This window comes from Nostoc sp. UHCC 0302 (assembly GCF_038096175.1).
GTDB lineage: Bacteria > Cyanobacteriota > Cyanobacteriia > Cyanobacteriales > Nostocaceae > UHCC-0302.
Window position 1 is genome coordinate 7,454,610 of sequence record NZ_CP151099.1, and the last position, 18,215, is coordinate 7,472,824.

General features: G+C 41.4%; 12 protein-coding genes. 4 read left to right on the forward strand and 8 right to left on the reverse strand.

All coding sequences use genetic code 11. The features are described 5' to 3' along the window. Positions 1-17: 17 nt before the first annotated feature. The gene (locus WKK05_RS32260) at positions 18-815 is read right to left on the reverse strand and encodes an MlaE family lipid ABC transporter permease subunit (protein WP_341527065.1); all 798 of its coding nucleotides are present in this window, start codon (positions 813-815) and stop codon (positions 18-20) included. Positions 816-1,364: 549 nt separating this feature from the next. Here WKK05_RS32260 and WKK05_RS32265 point away from each other — a divergent pair. From WKK05_RS32265 to aroH, 3 genes are all read left to right on the forward strand, one after another. Then, entirely contained in the window at positions 1,365-1,661 is a 297-nt protein-coding gene (locus tag WKK05_RS32265; RefSeq protein WP_341527066.1) for a hypothetical protein, read from the forward strand. A gap of 502 nt (positions 1,662-2,163) precedes the next feature. After that, positions 2,164-2,985 carry a signal peptide peptidase SppA gene (gene sppA, locus WKK05_RS32270; protein WP_341527067.1) on the forward strand — a complete coding sequence of 274 codons (822 nt, stop codon included), beginning with the start codon at positions 2,164-2,166 and terminating at the stop codon, positions 2,983-2,985. A 96-nt stretch (positions 2,986-3,081) separates the two neighbouring features. Then, positions 3,082-3,492 carry a chorismate mutase gene (gene aroH / locus WKK05_RS32275; protein ID WP_341527068.1) on the forward strand — a complete coding sequence of 137 codons (411 nt, stop codon included), beginning with the start codon at positions 3,082-3,084 and terminating at the stop codon, positions 3,490-3,492. Positions 3,493-3,855: 363 nt separating this feature from the next. Here aroH and WKK05_RS32280 read toward each other — a convergent pair whose 3' ends face one another. The 6 genes from WKK05_RS32280 to WKK05_RS32305 form a co-directional block, all read right to left on the reverse strand. Continuing rightward, on the reverse strand, positions 3,856-5,961 hold the full coding sequence (locus WKK05_RS32280) for a bluetail domain-containing putative surface protein (RefSeq protein WP_341527069.1): 2,106 nt from the start codon (positions 5,959-5,961) through the stop codon (positions 3,856-3,858). A gap of 543 nt (positions 5,962-6,504) precedes the next feature. Then, positions 6,505-9,006: a bluetail domain-containing putative surface protein gene (locus tag WKK05_RS32285; RefSeq protein ID WP_341527070.1), complete on the reverse strand. Its 2,502-nt coding sequence runs from the start codon at positions 9,004-9,006 to the stop codon at positions 6,505-6,507. A 228-nt stretch (positions 9,007-9,234) separates the two neighbouring features. Continuing rightward, on the reverse strand, positions 9,235-10,170 hold the full coding sequence (locus WKK05_RS32290) for a glycine betaine ABC transporter substrate-binding protein (RefSeq protein WP_341527071.1): 936 nt from the start codon (positions 10,168-10,170) through the stop codon (positions 9,235-9,237). Beyond that, positions 10,170-10,817 (reverse strand): ABC transporter permease, encoded by a 648-nt coding sequence (locus WKK05_RS32295; protein WP_341527072.1) that lies wholly within the window; start codon positions 10,815-10,817, stop codon positions 10,170-10,172. The genes WKK05_RS32290 and WKK05_RS32295 overlap by 1 nt, the downstream gene beginning before the upstream one ends. Beyond that, a complete protein-coding gene (locus WKK05_RS32300) occupies positions 10,814-11,572 on the reverse strand; it encodes an ATP-binding cassette domain-containing protein (RefSeq protein ID WP_341527073.1) in 759 nt (252 codons plus the stop codon). The genes WKK05_RS32295 and WKK05_RS32300 overlap by 4 nt, the downstream gene beginning before the upstream one ends. A gap of 168 nt (positions 11,573-11,740) precedes the next feature. Then, positions 11,741-12,136, reverse strand: coding sequence for a hypothetical protein (locus WKK05_RS32305; protein ID WP_341527074.1), 396 nt, complete (start codon positions 12,134-12,136; stop codon positions 11,741-11,743). A gap of 269 nt (positions 12,137-12,405) precedes the next feature. Here WKK05_RS32305 and WKK05_RS32310 point away from each other — a divergent pair, with 269 nt between their 5' ends. After that, a complete protein-coding gene (locus WKK05_RS32310; protein WP_341527075.1) occupies positions 12,406-12,696 on the forward strand; it encodes a hypothetical protein in 291 nt (96 codons plus the stop codon). 210 nt (positions 12,697-12,906) lie between these two features. On the opposite strand, the gene WKK05_RS32315 is transcribed toward WKK05_RS32310, so the two are convergent. Continuing rightward, positions 12,907-18,123, reverse strand: coding sequence for an NB-ARC domain-containing protein (locus WKK05_RS32315; protein WP_341527076.1), 5,217 nt, complete (start codon positions 18,121-18,123; stop codon positions 12,907-12,909). Positions 18,124-18,215: the final 92 nt, after the last annotated feature.

The following is an 18,215-nucleotide window of genomic DNA, read 5'->3' on the forward strand; positions in this document are numbered from 1 at the left end:
TCCCCCACTCATCGCTATTAGAAGCCTGGCAGGAACGCACTCCCAGCTCCCTGAAACATCAACCAAGAAAGAAAGAAGTTGCTAATAAATATAATTAGTAAGGCGGTAACAACAGCTGTTGTGGTTGATTGTCCTACTCCTTTAGCTCCCCCTGTTGTTGTCAAACCCCAACTACAACCAATTACGGCAATTAAAATACCGAAGCAACAAGCTTTAATTAGGGCGCTACAAATATCCCAGACGCCCAGAAAGTTACGTGCTGACTCTAGAAATACCGTGTCAGACAGGTTATAAATGTGCGTTGCAATTATTAATCCCCCCAGCATCCCTGTGACCAAAGACAGGAGGGTTAAAATTGGCAGCATGAAACAGCAAGCAAGAACACGGGGGATAACTAGATAATCAATTGGGTCAGTTTTTAACATCAACATGGCATCAATTTGCTCGGTTACTCGCATCGTGCCAATTTCTGCTGCAAACGCAGAACCAACTCGCCCTGCCAAAATTACTGCTGTTAGCACAGGTGAGAGTTCCCGCGTCAATGCTACGGAAAGCACTCCGCCAACTATGTTTCCTGCACCGAAGTTGATAAATTCCCGGGCAACCTGAATTGTAAATACTGCCCCGACAAAAATAGCCGTCAATAGAGCAATAAATAGAGAATCTGGCCCAACCGCTGCCATTTGCTCTAAGGTGTTACGCCGATGAATTTTGCCCCTCATGAGGTGAACTAGTACTTGTCCACCCAGAAAAACCGCCGCCAGCAATCGCTGGCTCCATTCTCCTAAACTTGATTTGGATGTTGTCTGGCTCAATGTTTTGTAGCTAACTCGGTAATTGCCTTAAGAATAGCGAAAGTGATTGTAAATAGGGAATAGGGCATTGGGAATAAAGCATTAGGCATTGGGCATTGAGAGTGCTGAGTCCTGTTAGCGGTAGCGGGGCGTTTAGCCCGTGCTGAGTCAAGAGTCAAAAACTTCTTCCCCTGCCTCCCCTGCCTCTCCTAACCCCCTGCTCCCTGCTCCCTGCCCCTCCGCCCCTCTTCTCCCTCACTCTCCACTCTCTCAACTTAGGTTAAACATTAACTTACTTTAAAGCTGCTCTCAGAAAAGGAAACTGCTTTTAAGGCTCCTGTGACTCAATAAATCAGAGCTTACTTGAACTATGACCTTGATTTTTAAAGGGTTTCGTCAATTTCAGGTCTTTTTCATGCGCCCAGCATTTTTTGTAACTAGTAGACCTTTCTTTTAATGAAAACTTAAGATTTTTGACAGATTGTTTGCTCTGGAGCGATCGCACGTATTGTAGAAAATGACAAACCGTTATCTAGTTATTGTCGTCTTTACTCACGGAGCTTGTCCTAAATGACCCTTTTTACTAACTTACTCCGTTCCCTACTGCTAACAATCATTTTTAGTTTTGTTGCCCCCATGCTTTTGGTGGGCAGCCTGTTGCTCACTCTATCCCTTATGGGTAACTTCCCTGGGTTACAAGCATTGACCGAAGCGATCGCCACCGAAATCATGCATTTTCTTGCGACCTTTGGTAGTGGCACTCCCCTACGTGGACTATTCGTGATTAGCTTGACCTGTAGTTTTGTCGGCGCACTGTTTGATATGTACGTCTATTATAGGTATCAAATATTACGTATAAATTCCTGAGAATGCTAATAACTTCGTCAGGTGCTTACGGGCTACACAATAGTTGAAAAAGTAATATTTCTCAATATGCAAAATGTAACTAGCATTATAGTAATTAAAGTGAATTATATTATTAATAATAAATTTTATTAATTAAATTGACTGCCTAGATATTCATTAAATAATTATTAACTGCCAGTTATCAGGAATTAATTACTAATAACTAACGACTCAATCTGGGTCAATAGACTGATTAAACTAGAATAGCCAAACTCAGGTGTGCTAGAATACAGTGCTGGACACTAAACTCTGTTGTGGATTATTCGCCTAGCTTAACGTCTTCAATGTGATTTATTTATTGGCATTCGTTAAAACATAGCAAATAAAAAAGCTCGAAAAATATAAAAATTTGATTAAAATTGTGATTCACATTCTGCCTGCTCACGTTTCTTAACAGAGCAAAGCAGGTCGCGAGACCGCTGGGCATTTTATATTGAGTTTATTAAGAGGGATTTTGACACTCATGGTTTGGCCATTTAAGCCCAAGTTTCGTAAACAAATTGCTCGGATTGAAATTACTGGTGCGATCGCCAGTGCAACTCGCAAACGAGTGTTAGAAGCCCTAAAGACTGTAGAGGAAAAAAAGTTTCCCGCATTACTGCTACGCATTGACAGCCCTGGCGGTACAGTAGGAGATTCTCAAGAAATCTACAGCGCTCTCAAACGTTTGCGCGAAAAAATCAAAATCGTTGCCAGCTTTGGTAATATTTCTGCTTCTGGAGGTGTTTACATCGGCATGGGAGCTGAACACATCGTCGCTAACCCAGGCACGATTACAGGTAGCATTGGTGTGATTCTGCGTGGAAATAACTTAGAACGCTTGCTAGAAAAAGTTGGTGTTTCCTTCAAAGTAATTAAGTCTGGCCCTTACAAAGACATTTTGGCTTTCGACCGAGAACTGACTGAACCAGAAGAAAATATCCTCCAAGAATTAATAGACATAAGTTATCAGCAGTTTGTCCAAACAGTAGCTGATGCTCGTTCTTTGGGGGTAGAAACTGTCAAAACTTTCGCCGATGGTCGAATTTTTACTGGACAGCAAGCCTTAGAACTAGGTGTTGTAGACCGCTTAGGAACAGAAGAAGATGCTCGTCGTTGGACAGCAGAATTGGTTGGTCTTGATCCAGAAAAAACTCTCTGTTATACCCTAGAAGAACGTAAACCCTTGTTAAGTCGTGTTCTACCAGGGAGTCGTCAGGTTTCATCAGGAATTGGGGCTAGTATAAATTGGCTGGAATTTGAAATGTCTACTAGTGGTTTACCCTTGTGGTTATATAGACCATAAATGGTTGTTGTCATTTGTCTTTTGTCTTTTGTCCTTTGACTAATGACTGATGACTAATGACCAATGACTAATGACTAAATTAAGGAGGATTTTGGCGTGGAGTGGCAAATGCGGGCTATTCGTGGAGCAACAACCGTTACAGAAAATACAGTTGAGGCAATTCGAGAAGTGGTGACGGAACTACTAGATGAACTAGAAAACCGGAACCACCTCCAGCCTACAGGCATTATTAGTGTTACTTTCTCAGTAACACGCGACTTGGATGCTATTTTTCCAGCAGCGATCGCAAGAACACGTCCTGGCTGGGATAATGTAGCCATGTTAGATGTGCAGCAAATGCACGTCGAAGGCTGTTTAGAGAACTGCATTCGGTTTTTAGTTCACGCGTACCTGCCAGTCTCTGCGCCAATTCACCATATCTATTTGCGTAATGCTGCCAATTTGCGTCCTGACTGGAGTTTACCCCAGACAGTCCAAACATCACAGCCAGCAGTCAAAACAAAATAGTAAAACGTAAAAGATTTCTTGTTCACATAAAGAAAAGTTTGATCTAAGGAAGCCTTAGCTCAAAACATCTTTTATCATCATGTTTCTTGTGAGAAATCATACTAATTAGAAAAAAGAATGCGACAAATATTCCATCTGTAGAGACGCGATTCATCGCGTCTTTATCCAAAGATGTGTTGCAACCATTAATTGAATTGGTATCAGATTAAAATATACACTGAACAAAGCCTACAGTAATTTGATTTTTACTTTATAAATAACCTCTAAAAACAAGCTTTTCTGATGGAATCTACGAAAATTTAATGTAAAAAGGCAATTTTATAACAAGTCTAATTGCCTACAAATAAACTTAGCTAACTCAGATTAAACAATCGACAAGATTGATAAATTATTAATCGGAACCGCAACTACACTATTACTCCACCTAGTAATCTCAATAATGGCATCAGTGGTGGCAAGAAACCCATTGACATTATCATTAATAACCAAGAACGTCCGCTGCTTATCAGCCGTACCTAGAGTAAATGTTGCCGCCTGATTAGCAGCAAAATTGCTAGTATTCAATAAGTCTTGAATTTCTGTCTCAGTCAAAGTGTTAATATTGCCAAACTGGCCCACATTGCTGGCGTTCACGGCTAATGGTGCATCAATGGTATCTACGCCAATCTGAAAGTCTTTAATTACATCAAAATTCGACAGCAACGAATCACTTAAAGACTCAAGCACAAACGTATCACGGCTTTTACCACCAACTAAGATATCGCCACCAGCACCGCCAATGAGGGTATCATTACCGTTGTCACCTGAGAGTTTATCATTGCCGTCAAACCCTGAGAGTTGATCATTACCGTTGCCACCATAAAGTAGGTCATTACCATCAAAACCTACTAAATCATCACTACCGTTACCACCATAAAGAGAGTCAACACCAGCTAATCCCAAAAGTTCATCGTTACCGTCACCACCATAAATTTTGTCATTGCCAGCATCCCCAATCAGTTCATCGTTATCATTGCCACCATTGAGAAGTAAATCTGGCACTGGATGCTCATCATTAACAATTTTCGCTATAAGTTGATTAATGCGAACGTCGACGTAGTAATAGCGATCAACAAAAATATTGACTACAGCTGTATCGTAAATGTAACTAACAATACTATCAGCAACACTATCATTATTATTATCACTCTCTTTTGATATTAGCTTGCCAAAGGTATCATATTTATAAGTAGTCAGCGTATCAATTATGCCATCGTTATTTTTGTCAGTCTGTTTAGATATCAGCTTACCCTCAGCATCATAGCTGTCAATGGAGACTGCATCAGCCTGAGTATCACCGTTATTATTAATTACGCTTGTGCGACCAAATGTATTAGTAAAAGAAGGTTCACTACTACCACTGGAAGATATTAAATTACCGTAAGTATCGTAGCCATAAGTGACGTATTTATTAACACCTAGTTTATAGCTTGCAGATGTTATACGACCGTAGGGATCATAGGTATAAGTAGCGGAGAGTTCATCACCTTTGCCATCGCCATCAAAATCTGAGCTTTTGGATGTTTGGTTACCGTTAGCATCGTAGGTATAAACGTGACCCTCTACAACTTGGCCATCTTCATAATATATAGAGGAAGTTTGATTGCCGTTGGCATCGTAGGTATAGGATTGAGAATACGACCCAGAGTTGACGGATATAAGATTGCCGTTAGTATCGTAAGTAGAGTTTGCGGGTATAAGATTGCCGTTGGCATCGTAAGTATAAGTAGCACTATTGTCAACTTTGCCGTCACCATCGCTATCTCTGCTTAACGATGCCAACCTACTATCAGCATCAAAGTTAAAAGTGGTGACTTCCTCAGCCTTGCCATCGCTATTTGAGTCAGAGCTTACTGTTATCGAGTTGCCTTTCGGATTATAAGTATATGTAGTGGTAGAGTCAACTTTGCCATCACCATTGTTGTCATCACTTTTGGATGTCAACTTGCCTTTGGCATTATAAGTATAGGTAGTGATAGAGTCAGGTTTGCGATCGCCATCGTTATCAATACTTTCTGATGTACGGTTGCCGTTAGCATTGTAAGTATAAATCTTATTATTTTCAGATATCAGGTTGCCCTGAGCATCGTAAGTATACGTTTGGAGATTATCATACAAAAGCTCTGATGTCAGGTTGCCGGTAGCATCATATGTTTTGCTCTGAGAAATTCCGCCGTCGGGGTAGTAAAAAACTTCTGATCTCAGGTTGCCATCGGCATCATAAGTATAGCTGGAGCTGAGAGTACTACCTAAGCTTACGGATATCAGATTACCTTTGGCATCATAAGTATAAATGTAATTGAAAAAATCAAAGCTACTAGATACCACGCCATAGGTAATGACTGAATCTGCTACGCCATCACTGTTGTTGTCAATGCTCTCAGTGATCAACTCGCCACTATTGTAAGTATAAGTTGTAGTTGAAACCATGACTTTAATAAAATAATATAGTCGATGTAATTATTGATTTTAGCGATTTCTATGTAACTTTATTTACTAATTAATGTTTAGTAATAAATTTAACTTTTAATCCAATTAAGTATAGTCACACCGCTAAGTAAGCAAAACAAAATTAAATTCATCTACTTTAAGGATGATATTGAGGATATAAATAAAAATAAACTTCTTTTATAGCAAGCGATCGCTAAACTTTAAAAACTCAAGTGTCTCTCAAAATTCCCAACAAAATCTCACACTATCTTTCGTATAGATAGTAGGAAAGCGCCCTTAAATTACCGCTGTACCCAGTAATTTGAATGATCACATCAGTTTTAGCATCAAATCTACTGGTAGAATTCAGAGCTAAAAATATCTGGCGATAAGAATTAACGATTTTCAAAATAAGCGATCGCCTGTTGTTACTCCCTTAATTGTTGTTGAGAAAAAGCTGATTATTGTGTCAAATTAGTACTTTATTGACTGCATAAATTATATTTAATAGTAATTTATGCAGTCCAACTCAGCTAACTCAGGTTAAACAATCGACAATGCCGATAACCCATAACCAGGATTAGAACTGAATCCAGTAATTTCGATAAGTGCGTCAGTTGTGGCAACAAATCCATTGGCATTATCATTAAGAGCCAAGAACGTCCGCTGATTATCACCCGTACCTAGAGTAAATGTTGCCGCCTGATTAGCAGCAAAAGAGGTACTGTTGAGTAAACTTTGGATTTTCGCCTCATTCAAAATGTTAATGGAGCCAAACTGAACAATATTTGCAGCACTCACAGCTAATGGTGCATCAATGGTATCAACTCCAATTTTAAAGTCTTTAATTACATCAAAATTCGACAGCAACGAATCACTTAAAGACTCAAACACAAACGTATTACGACCATTACCACCAATTAAGATATCGCCACCAGCACCGCCGATGAGGGTATCATTACCATTTTCACCTGAGAGTTTGTCATTGCCGTCAAACCCTGAGAGTTGATCATTACCGTTGCCACCATAAAGTAGGTCATTGCCATCAAAACCTACTAAATCATCACTACCGTTGCCACCATAAAGAGAGTCAACACCAGCTAATCCCAAAAGTTCATCGTTACCGTCACCACCATAAATAATGTCATTGCCAGCATCACCAATTAGTTCATCATTACCGCTACCACCGTTGAGGAGCAAACCCTGTACTGGATTGTCATCATCAACAATCTTCGCTACAAGTTGACTAGTACGAATGTCGAGGGAGCCGGAGCGATCAACAATGGTGCTGACTATAGCCGTATCGTAAATGTAGCTTACAATACTATCAGCAACGCCATCCTTGTTATTGTCAGTCTCTTCTGCTATTAACTTGCCAAAGGTATCGTATTTGTAAGTAGTAGCTGCGTCAATAGTGCCGTCATTGCCATTATCAACGTTTTTAATGAGCAGCCTGCCGTTGGCATCGTAATTGTAAGTGGCAATAGTGTCAATAACATCATCATTGTTGTTATCAGTCTCTTCAGATATCACCTTGCCATCGGCATTGTAACCGTAGGTAGTAACTACATCTATAATGCCGTCGTTGCCATTATCAACATTTTTGGTAAGCAGCTTGCCGCTATCATCATAGCTGTAACTGGTGAATGTATCAGTGACACCATCATTATTGTTATCAGTCTCTTTAGATATCAGCTTGCCCTTGACATCATAGTTATAATTCGTGAATGTATCAGGCTCACCATCCCCGTTGAAATCATCAGTTGCTGTTAACCGTCCATAGGTACTCCCGAAGCTTTCTACACCCCAGAGACCACCAGCGGATGTTAGATTACCGTAGCGATCATAGGTATATGAACCTTCATAGCTAAATGTGCCATCACCATTTGGGGAAACGCTTGTGGATATTAATCGCTGATAAGCATCGTAAGCAGAAATACTGTTAATAGTGTCAACTATGCCGTCACCATCGGAGTCATAACTATCAGATGTGGGGTTGCCGAAAGCATTGTAAGTAACAGTGCTAATACTTTCAAATATGCCGTCACCATCGTTATCTCGGCTGGATGATATCTGGTTGCCGTCTGCATCATAAGTAAAAATACTGGTCACGTCAGCTATGCCGTCGCCATTAGAATCTTCGCTAAAGAATGTCTGGTTACCATCGGCATCATAAGTAGAACTGGTGACTTGTTCAAGAACACCATCACCATTTGTATCTCTGCTATAGGATGTTTCGTTGCCGTTAGCGTCATAAGTGTAGAGAGTAGCGCCAAATGAATCAAGATTACCTTCGTCATCATAGTAGTTGGTACTTTTGGTTATCTGGTTGCCGTCAGCACTGTATGTATAGATTGTGATATCGTCACGTCTGCCATCATTGTAGTTATTTGCTTCAGATGTCACTCTACCGTAGGCATCATAAATATACGTAGTAGTCTGGTTAAAGTTGCTAGCGTTTATGTCACCATAACCAGTGGTTATCAGTCTGCCGTTGCTATCGTAAGTATAGATAACACCATTTCCGCTACTGCCCTGGGTAGATATTAGCTTGCCATTAGCGTTGTAAGTATATGTGGTGACTCCCGCAGGATTACCGTCATTATAGTCAGAGCTTTCAGATGTGATATTGCCATTATCATCGTAGGTAAAAGCTTTGATTAGGTCAGGATTACCATCCCCATTGTTGTCGTAGCTTTCAAATGTGCGATCGCCGTTGGCATCGTAGCTATAGATATTTTTACTGCCCAACGTCAAATTACCATCTCCATCAATGTAGCTTACGCTTTCGGATGTGAGATTGCCGTTACTATCATAAGTAAAACTACTTATCTCAGTTACACTGCTATCATAAGAAAATAGCAGAGTTCGAGATATCAGATTACCCTGTTCATCGTAAGTATAAATAATATCAAAAGGGTCAGAGTAGCCAGCTACCACATTGTAGTTGATGACTGAGTTTGCTATACCATCACTGTTGTTGTCAATGCTTTCAGTGGTTAGGATACCGTCAGTATTGTAGGTATAACTTGTAGTTGACACCATGATTTTTTGGGAAGTGTAAATAATTTTTGATTGTAGCGAGTTTTTAAGTGACTTTCTTTACCAGTTAATATATGTAAATACATTGAGGTAAGTATGCAATAAAGTACAATAAAGTCAAGTTAGACTAATACTAAAGCTAACTTAAGTTTCTCTACCTTTAGGATGATTTATTGTACGGTTATCAGTGTTTAATTAGATTTAAATAAAATAATCTGAAAAAATAAGATATTAAGAAGAAATTGGTTTTTTAATATCTTTAGACACATTTAATCCCTTTGCTTTCCGGAACTCTAGGACAACATCTTTAATATCCCGCAATTCACTCTCAACTAAATTGTTTAATTGCCGCATTTCGTCTGCTGAAATCTTGCCTACTAGTTGAGCGATCGCTTTTCTTAATTCAGGATATTTTTTCAAAATTTCTTGTCGAACAATTGGCACAACTTCATAAGGTGGAAAGTAGTGTTTATCATCCTTTAATACCACTACATCCAAACGAGAAATCTGCCCGTCTGTTGAGCTACCAGCCACCATATCTACCAATTTTTGTACCAAAGCACGATACACTAAACCCAAATCCATAATTTGGGGTGGTTTGTTAAAGTTTAAATTGTAGGTTTTAGCTAATCCCGGAAAACCATCTTCTCGTTCTAAAAATTCATAACCAAAACCACCACGCCACTTTGGTGTATATTCAGCAACTTGGGAAAGAGTTTGAATATTGTAGCGTCTGGCATCTTCACCCCGGATAATCATGGCAAAAGTATTTTCAAAACCCAAGGATGGTAATACTTCGAGATTGAATTGCTGGGCGTATGCTTGTTTTAGTTTTTCATAAACTATTTTGGGGTCGGTAACTGCTTTTTGTTTTAAAATCCCAGCATAAGCTGTGCCAGTATACTCAATATAAGCATCAATTTTGCCACTAATAATAGCGTTATGACAGATAAAAGAACCACCTAACCTGGGGCGACGCTCTACTTTTAAATTAGTTGTAGCCTCAATTTGTTGGGCTAGAAGTTCTCCCAAAATATCTTGTTCTGTAAAATCTTTAGAAGCAACGATAATATCACCGCCACCGCTACTATTTGTATTTTGGTGACAGCCAGTAGTTATTAGTAACAAGGCGAAAGCTAAAAAGCAAAGTGCCAAAAATCTTTTCATTATTTGCTTGAGGTTGAACTTTTAACTTTTAATTTGTTTTCTATCCATCCAATTCCCAAGTCAGCAATTAATGCAATTACAGCTGCTGGAACTGCACCAGCTAAAATCAACTGATTATTGACTACTGCTATACCACGGAAAATAAATACTCCCAAACCTCCAGCACCAATTGCAGCTGCTATTGTGGCAATCCCAATAGCAATTACTGTTGCTACTCGCACTCCTGCCAGAATCACTCCTATTGCCAAAGGAATCTCAACTTGTAACAACAATTGGTTATCAGTCATGCCCATGCCTCTACCAGCTTCCCGAATCGCTGGATCTACGCCAGTAATCCCTGTGTAGGTGTTACGAATTATTGGTAAGAAAGAATATAGAGTTAGGGCAACAATGGCTGGTACTGCGCCAATTCCGCCAATTATGGGAACAGGGATGAGTAAACCGAACAGCGCCAGACTGGGAATAGTTTGCAGAATATTCGCTATACCAAGAACTGGTTTGCGGAGGTAGGTTTTGCGTGTAATTAAAATACCTAATGGGATGCCGATAACTATAGCGATCGCAATAGAAATACTTACTAAAAATAAGTGTTCTAGAGTACGATCTAAGATATCAGAGGCATACTTAATCAGGAAGAAATCTTTCATAAAGCTTGTTTTAAGGAACGCAGACATTGAAGAAATGCAAGGCTTTCTGGGTGTTGCGATCGCATAAATTCATCTGTTGTCCCTAATACTACCAATTCTCCCCCATACATTAAACCAATTCTTGATGCCAAAACAAAGGCTTCTTGAATATCATGGGTGACAAAAACCACTGTTTTGCCTAATTCTTGTTGCAAATGCCGAAATTCTTCTTGAAGTTCTAAACGAGTAATCGGATCGAGTGCGCCAAAAGGTTCATCCATCAACAAGACTGGCGGATCTGCCGCTAACGCCCTGGCTACACCGACTCTTTGTTTCTGCCCCCCCGAAAGTTCATGAGGATAACGCTCTGCGAATTTTCCGGGTTCTAAACCTACTAAATGCAACAATTCATGAACTCGTGCTTTAATTTGTCTTGGTTGCCAACCTTCCAAAGATGGAACTAAACCGACATTACGTTCAACGCTAAAATGAGGAAATAAACCAGTTTCTTGAATTACATAACCAATTTTTCGCCGCAGTTTAATTTCATCCCATTGCGTTGTCGGAATACCATCAAATAAAACTTCGCCTTGTGTAGGTGTAAATAGGCGATTAATTAATTTCATTGTTGTGGTTTTGCCGCTACCACTGCGTCCGAGTAATACTAATGCTTCTCCTTGGTTGATGCTGAAATTGAGATTTGATACCAAAGGGCGATGATTACGGCTAAAGGTGACATCACGGAACTCGACAGCAATTTGGTTATTTTGGGGCATGAAGCGATTTAGGTTTTGGATTATCAAAAAGTTGATACAAATACGTTCGTAGGGTAACACAACTGTGCTACCCTACGGCAAACCTATATTATGTATCTATATTTTACTAAAATCCGCACACCAATTTCTATTTGCGATCGCCTAGATAAACAAAGTGCCATGCCACTACTATGCCGTTTTGGCATTCTTCTCTGATGCTTGTTCTGCAACATTTTTCAAGCGGCTCGATCTCATTTTACGAATGCGATCGCTATTGCGAACTCCACCTGCCATTTCATATTCAGCGCTGTCTTTGCCGTGCTTGATAGCAACCACCATTAGCATTTTTTCAGAAAGCTCTTTCAACTTTTTTTCCATCTCTTCAACTTCTGTTAAAGAAGAGTCAACTATAGCCAGAGCGCTATTATGAACATCAAGTTTGTTACGTAACTGTTCCATTGACTCAATCAGTTTTTCTAAAGTATAATCTTCTTCAAATTTAATAGTTGGAACAATCAGCTTCATCCCAGATGCTCTTAACTCAACTTTTTCTAAAATGCGGGATGTACGTTTTTTACGAGACATAAATTTGCTCCTTTAAGATACTTCTAGAGCTAGTTTGCCTCAATTAAACCCGATTCCGGTTCAGCATAAATCGCAATTTCTGATAATAAAATTTTGAGCTTATACAGTAATATCTCGGTATATAATTACTAATTTACGAAGGCAAGAGGCAAAAGGTAGAAAACACGAGAGTAATCGCTACAGACTTAGGATTAGTCACTACAGACTTAGGATTAGTCACTACAGACTTAGGATTAGTCGCTACAGACTTAGGATTAGTCACTACAAACTTGGGATTAGTCACTATAGACTTGGGAGTAGTCGCTTCAGACTTGGGATTAGTCACTATAGACTTAGGATTAGTCACTACAGACTTAGGATTAGTCGCTTCAGACTTGGGATTAGTCACTATAGACTTAGGATTAGTCACTATAGACTTAGGATTAGTCGCTTCAGACTTGGGATTAGTCACTATAGACTTGGGAGTAGTCGCTTCAGACTTGGATTATAAAAAAGCTTCTCACCTGTGGCGATCGCTTATTGACAGTCTAGACAATTTCTCTGATGATTTTATTGAGTAATTGCGATCGGCCACTCATCGACTCCAAAGAAAGTTTGTAAATGCGATACCTGTTTGATCTTTGAGTAGCTGTAGATGGCGATCGCACTTTGTCTAAAATTATAGATAGATCAGACATCCCTGCATCCTCTTATACCAATTGACCAAAATCAGGCTACAGATGCAAGTCTTTAAAATTACGAATTACGAATTACGAATTACGAATTACGAATTATTTCCACCATCGCGCCACATCTACAATTGCACGGGCAAGTTCTGCCATTGCTGTTTCACTACCTAATGCAAAGATGACTGGAAATAATGCTGTGATATCTGGCAGTAAATGAGGGCGAGTGCGAAGGGATAGATAATGCAGTGTATTTTGCCAGAGGGGGAAAAGTTGAGCAGGCGGTATTTCTGATAAACCAGAAGCTAATAACAAAAGAGCATCGGCGCGATACTTCTCATCTTTAATTGCCCTAGCGGCAGCGAGTGCTTCTGGTAACAACTCTGGCAGTTTATTGGCTAATGCCAAAAGAGCATCGGCGCGATACTTTTCATCCTGAATCGCCCTAGCGGCGGCGAGTGCTTCTGGTAATACCTCTGGCAGTTTATTGGCTAATGCCAAAAGAGCATCGGCGCGATACTTCTCATCTTTAATTGCCCTAGCGGCAGCGAGTGCTTCTGGTAATACCTCTGGCAGTTTATTGGCTAATGCCAAAAGAGCATCGGCGCGATACTTTTCATCCTGAATCGCCCTAGCGGCGGCGAGTGCTTCTGGTAACAACTCACTTGACAGTTTATTGGCTAATGCCAAAAAGACATCGGCGCGATACTTTTCATCCTGAATCGCCCTAGCGGCGGCGAGTGCTTCTGGTAACAACTCACTTGACAGTTTATTGGCTAATGCCAAAAAGACATCGGCGCGATACTTTTCATCCTGAATCGCCCTAGCGGCGGCGAGTGCTTCTGGTAACAACTCACTTGACAGTTTATTGGCTAATGCCAAAAAGACATCGGCGCGATACTTTTCATCCTGAATCGCCCTAGCGGCAGCGAGTGCCTCTGGTAACAACTCACTTGACAGTTTATTGGCTAATGCCAAAAAGACATCGGCGCGATACTTTTCATCCTGAATCGCCCTAGCGGCAGCGAGTGCTTCTGGTAACAACTCTGGCAGTTTGTCGGCTAATGCCAAAAGGACATCAGCGCGATACTTTTCATCCTGAATCGCCCTAGCGGCAGTGAGTGCTTCTGGTAACAACTCTGGCTGTTTATTGGCTGATGCCAAAAGGACATCAGCACGAGCGCTATCATCCTGAATCGCCCTAGCGGCAGCGAGTGCTTCTGGTAACAACTCTGGCAGTTTATTGCCTAATGCCAAAAGGGCATTGGCACGATCGCTCTGAGACTGAATTGCCCTAGCGGCGGTGAGTGCTTCTGGTAATACCTCTGGCAGTTTATTGGCTAATGCCAAAAGGGCATTGGCGCGATACCACTCAGACTGAATAGCCTTAGCGGCAGCGAGTGCTTCTGGTAATACCTCTGGCAGTTGATTGCCTAATGCCAAAAGGGCATTGGTGCGATCGCTCTGAGACTGAATTGCCCTAGCGGCAGCGAGTGCTTCTGGTAATACCTCTGGCAGTTTATTGGCTAATGCCAAAAGGACATCAGCACGAGCGCTATCATCCTGAATCGCCCTAGCGGCGGCGAGCGCTTCTGGTAATACCTCTGGCAGTTTATTGGCTAATGCCAAAAGGACATCGGTGCGATACTTTTCATCCTGAATCACCCTAGCTGCGGCGAGTATTTCTGGCAACAAATCTGGTGGCAGTTTGTTGGTTAATGCTATCAGGAAATTGGCGTGATCCCTCTCATGCTGAATCGCTCTAGCGGCGGCAAGTGCTTCTGACAACAAATCTGGTGGCAGTTTATCAGCTAATGCAATCAGAGCATTGGCGCGATTAAACTCATCCTGAATCACCCTTGCTGCCTCTAGGAGTTTTAGCAACAAATTTAGTGGTAGTTGATCGCTTAATGCAATCAGGACTTTGGTACAATAAAACTCATCCTGAATTGCCTTTGCTACTTCTAGTAATTGTGACAATAACTCTGGTGGTAGTTTGTCGGCTAATGCAATCAGGAAATTAGCGTGATTGCTCTTAAACTGAATCGCTCTTGCCGCTTCTAGTAATTGTGACAACAACTCCGGTGGTAGTTTGTCGGCTAATGCAATTAGGACTTTGGCGCGATAAAACTCATCCTCAATAGCCTTTACCGCTTCTAGTAATTGTGATAATAACTCTGGTGGTAGTTTGGCGGCTAATCTACTCAGGGCATAGGCACGATAAAACTCATCCTGAATAGCCCTTGCCGCTTCTACTAATTGTGATAACAACTTTGGTGGTAGTTTGTCGGCTAATGCAAACAGAACTTCGGCGCGCTCAAACTCATCCTCAATTGCGCTTACTGCTTCTAGTAATTGTGACAACAACTCTGGTGGTAGTTGGTCGCCTAATGCAAACAGAACTTCGGCGCGATCGCTCTTATCCTCAATTGCCCTTGCCGCCTCTATAACTTGTAGCAGTAACTCTGGTGATAGTTGATCGCTTAATGCAAACAGAACTTTGGCGCGATCAAACTTATCCTCAATTGCTCTGGCGGCAGTGAGTATTTCTGGCAACAATTCTGGCAGTTTCTTTGCCAATGCACTCAGGACTTTAACGCGATAAAACTCATCCTGAATCGCCCACGCCGCATCTAGGATTTGTGGCAATAATTCTGGTGACAGTTTATTAGCTAATACCCCCAGTATTTCAGCACGATACTCGTCATACCAAATAGCCCTCGCTGCCTCTAGAGTATGTGGTAACACTGAGGGCAGTTTGTCAGATAATGCACTCAGGGCAAGGGCGTAATACCTCTGATCCTCAATCTTCCTAGCTGCCTCTAGGGCTTGTGGCAACAACTCTGATGGTAGTTTGTCGGCTAATCCAAACAGGACGAGGGTACGATACTCCTCATCTTGAATCGTTATAGCTGCCTCTAGGGCTTGTGGAAACAATTCTGGTGGTAATTTGTTTGCTAACCCAAACAAGACTTCAGCGCGATCGCTCTCAGACTGAATCGCCCTAGCTGCGGCAAGTACTTCTGGCAAAAAATCTGATGGTAGTTTGTCCGCTAATGCACTCAAGGCATCAGCACGATACTTCTCAGACTGAATTGCCTTAGCTGCGGCAAGTACTTCTGGCAAAAAATCTGATGGTAGTTTGTCCGCTAATGCACTCAAGGCATCGGCGCGATCGCTCTCAGACTCAATTGCCTTAGCAGCAGCCAGTGCTTTTGAGAATGCTAGTTTTTCTAAGTTTAGTGGCAAATAGTTTACTAACTCTGCAAGAGCTTTCACTTTTTCCTCTAGTTTTGGTTTTTGCAGGGCGTAAGCTAGTCCCTGTTCAGCAGTCCACACATTGTTTTTGACCAACGCCACTAGCAGTTCTACTGGTAAATTAGCTGCTAAACTATTAAGAGAAGCCGTAATCAAAGCATAGCGACACTGCCAACCCACCACTTGCGGCAAGGTTGCTTCAGTCCAATTTGCTTCTGCCAATTCCCAAGCACGAGAAATATCTGTGATGTAACCCGCAGTTTCTCCGAGTTTCTCCCGTACTTCATACCAGCCATTGTTGCCAGTTGCCGACTCTTCCTGCAATAACTGGTGAATATGATCAACCTGTTTAGCTTTATCAAAATGCCAAACTAAATGCTGATGAATGTAACCGTCAATGGGCAACGTATGCCATAAATTCTTTTGGGTTTTCTGCCAATACTTCTTTAATAATTCAGCGTGAGCATCAACAAGGTTGAAACCTAACCCTGGCAAATCTGCTGTCCGCTTTGGTTGTGGTGGAGCAGTTAACAAGTTCCGTGCTAAGTCGTGGAATAAGTCATGTAGGCGATAGGTAGGCGTACCATCAGCAAGAGGAACACCAAGTAATAATAGGGCTTTACTTTGTAAATCTTTCAATGAATCAGAGGCATCGCGCTCATCTGCAATATCCCAAAGTGTTGCCGTCATTTTAGGAGTAATACTTACATCTTCAGGTAACACCCCCAACCAAATAAAGTATTCTTTGTCCTCTTGTGCTAATCGCTTTATGCTCAAGTTCAAAGATGCAGTTAAGCTGAGACGCTTTAAACTGGCTTCATCAGTAGTATCTTTTGCTCCTGGTCTATCCAATGTTTTTAACCGAGCAATTTCTTGTTGAATATCTCGTAACAAGACTGTCCAAGTTGTACCACCAGCGACTTGGGCAGCTGCTAGTTCCAATGCTAGAGGGAGATAACCAACGCCTTTAGCTAAATTTTCTGCTGACTGACGTTCTTTACCTATAATCTCCCGTCCTAACTTCTTCGTCAGCAATTCCACCGCTTGGGGTGCTGTCATTATATCCAGACTGTAGGTGTTGGCTCCTAATGCGTCAGCAATTGACCCTTCACGAGTAGTTACTAAAACCTGACACCGCATCCCGCCAATATTAAATGCTGAGGCATCTTTTGTATTCCAAGCATCATCAACCACCAGCAACACAGCTTTGTCATAAAGCAGTGTCCGCAGATGGGTAGAAGTGGCTTCTACACTGGTAGGTTTAAAGTTATAGTCCCCTAGTGCCTGCACCCAACCACTAAGTAAAGAAAGTACATCAGGTTGCTGACCTAATGTTGCCCACAGGATACCGTCACAAAACCGAGTTTGGATTTCTACATCATGGGCTAAAGCTGCGGCTAAAGTCGATTTGCCCACAGAACCCAAGCCGTGAATCGCAGTAATTACCAAAGTGCCATTACCTGATGATGACTCTGTAAAGAGGCGAGTCTTTAAATCATCGCTGTATTCTGGGCGTTCTACAAAGTGTTCGGGTAAGGGTGGTGCTTGAAATATACTTGTGTGACCTAACCCCCTAACCCCCTTCCCTACAAGGGAACGTGGAAAATTCAAAGCCTCTCTCCCTGTGGGGGAGAAATTTGGAGAGGAGTTATTTAATTTCGATTTCTCTGGTCTACTACTTTCCCAAGCCTCATCAAACCGTTTTAAGTTCCTTTCCCTATCTCTTGAGCATAGCTTGAGTGTAAAGTGCCATTCCTCAACACCCTTGGTTTGCAGACGATTATCTTCGAGAATCTTCAAAAAATCCTTCAGCAAATTCAGCGCTTCTCGAATTTGCGCTTTAGTTAACTTGCCAGGATATTTATCTTTTTGGGTCAGCAACTCCAACGTGACTAACGTAGTCTGCACAGTCAGCTTGGGGTTAGCGCTGTCTGCTTCTTTCCAGTCGGACTCAATTTTAAAGTTACTGTCCTCAAATTCCCCATCGACAAAACAAAGCAATGCCTCCAGCAGACGCTTGACTCGTTTCTGAATTACAGGGCCTTTAGTAGATTCTCGTGGCATTACATCCAAAAAATTGAGTAAGAAGTTTGGGGCTACCCCATATTGAAACTACCACCCCAAACTCATGTAATCCAGATTCTAAGGCATTTTCA

What these genes read in the sequence shown, in the direction of transcription:
- WKK05_RS32265 (WP_341527066.1), top strand. Translation starts at nt 1,365, where the DNA reads ATGACCCTTTTTACTAACTTACTCCGTTCCCTACTGCTAACAATCATT.
- sppA (WP_341527067.1), top strand. Translation starts at nt 2,164, where the DNA reads ATGGTTTGGCCATTTAAGCCCAAGTTTCGTAAACAAATTGCTCGGATT.
- WKK05_RS32280 (WP_341527069.1), bottom strand. Translation starts at nt 5,961, where the DNA reads ATGGTTTCAACTACAACTTATACTTACAATAGTGGCGAGTTGATCACT.
- WKK05_RS32285 (WP_341527070.1), bottom strand. Translation starts at nt 9,006, where the DNA reads ATGGTGTCAACTACAAGTTATACCTACAATACTGACGGTATCCTAACC.
- WKK05_RS32290 (WP_341527071.1), bottom strand. Translation starts at nt 10,170, where the DNA reads ATGAAAAGATTTTTGGCACTTTGCTTTTTAGCTTTCGCCTTGTTACTA.
- WKK05_RS32295 (WP_341527072.1), bottom strand. Translation starts at nt 10,817, where the DNA reads ATGAAAGATTTCTTCCTGATTAAGTATGCCTCTGATATCTTAGATCGT.
- WKK05_RS32300 (WP_341527073.1), bottom strand. Translation starts at nt 11,572, where the DNA reads ATGCCCCAAAATAACCAAATTGCTGTCGAGTTCCGTGATGTCACCTTT.
- WKK05_RS32305 (WP_341527074.1), bottom strand. Translation starts at nt 12,136, where the DNA reads ATGTCTCGTAAAAAACGTACATCCCGCATTTTAGAAAAAGTTGAGTTA.
- WKK05_RS32315 (WP_341527076.1), bottom strand. Translation starts at nt 18,123, where the DNA reads ATGCCACGAGAATCTACTAAAGGCCCTGTAATTCAGAAACGAGTCAAG.